We start from the raw sequence: 651 nt of genomic DNA, 5'->3' as shown, positions 1-651 counted from the left end.
GACGCGCGTATTGTAACCTCCATAACCAAACTGGACAAAGCGCCGTACTCCAGATGTTTGTGCTTTATTCCAAAAAATTGCCTTGCCATTAACTGAATAAAAAGACATTATTTAAGCATAAATAAACACAAGGAATGGCTGTAGTGAAAATTCGTAGTACTGCTCTCGTAAAAGGATTCCGCCAATCAACCCCTTACGTCAACGCTCACCGTGGGAAGACCATGGTGATCATGCTGGGAGGTGAAGCGGTCGCACATAATAACTTTGGCAATATAATCAATGATATTGCTTTGATGCACAGTTTAGGCATCAAAGTCGTTGTCGTTTATGGCGCTCGTCCACAAATTAATCAATTACTTGAAAAACAAGACCTTACTACGCCATACCACAAAAACATCCGAATTACCGACGAAGCAGCACTATCGGTAGTTATGCAAGCTGCTGGGCAGCTTCAACTTGCCATTACCGCACGCCTTTCAATGAGCTTAAACAACACCCCAATGGCTGGCACACAACTGAATGTTGTCAGTGGTAACTTTGTCATTGCACAGCCACTTGGCGTAGATGACGGTGTCGATTACTGCCACAGTGGACGCATTCGCCGCATTGACACCGACGCGATTAATCGCACGCTCGACCAAGGCTCCATTG

1 protein-coding gene is annotated in these 651 nt (G+C 45.2%); it reads left to right on the top strand.

Annotation, left to right across the window (positions count from 1 at the left end):
- Nucleotides 1-143: 143 nt before the first annotated feature.
- Nucleotides 144-651: amino-acid N-acetyltransferase (argA, locus tag R7Z49_RS25635; RefSeq protein WP_318112481.1), on the top strand; the 508-nt coding region annotated here is incomplete at its 3' end.

The sequence above is a fragment of the Vibrio sp. 1562 genome (assembly GCF_033340155.1).
Taxonomy (GTDB): domain Bacteria; phylum Pseudomonadota; class Gammaproteobacteria; order Enterobacterales; family Vibrionaceae; genus Vibrio; species Vibrio alginolyticus.
Note: the sequence above shows the minus strand (reverse complement) of the source record. Positions and strands in the feature narration are given on the sequence as shown.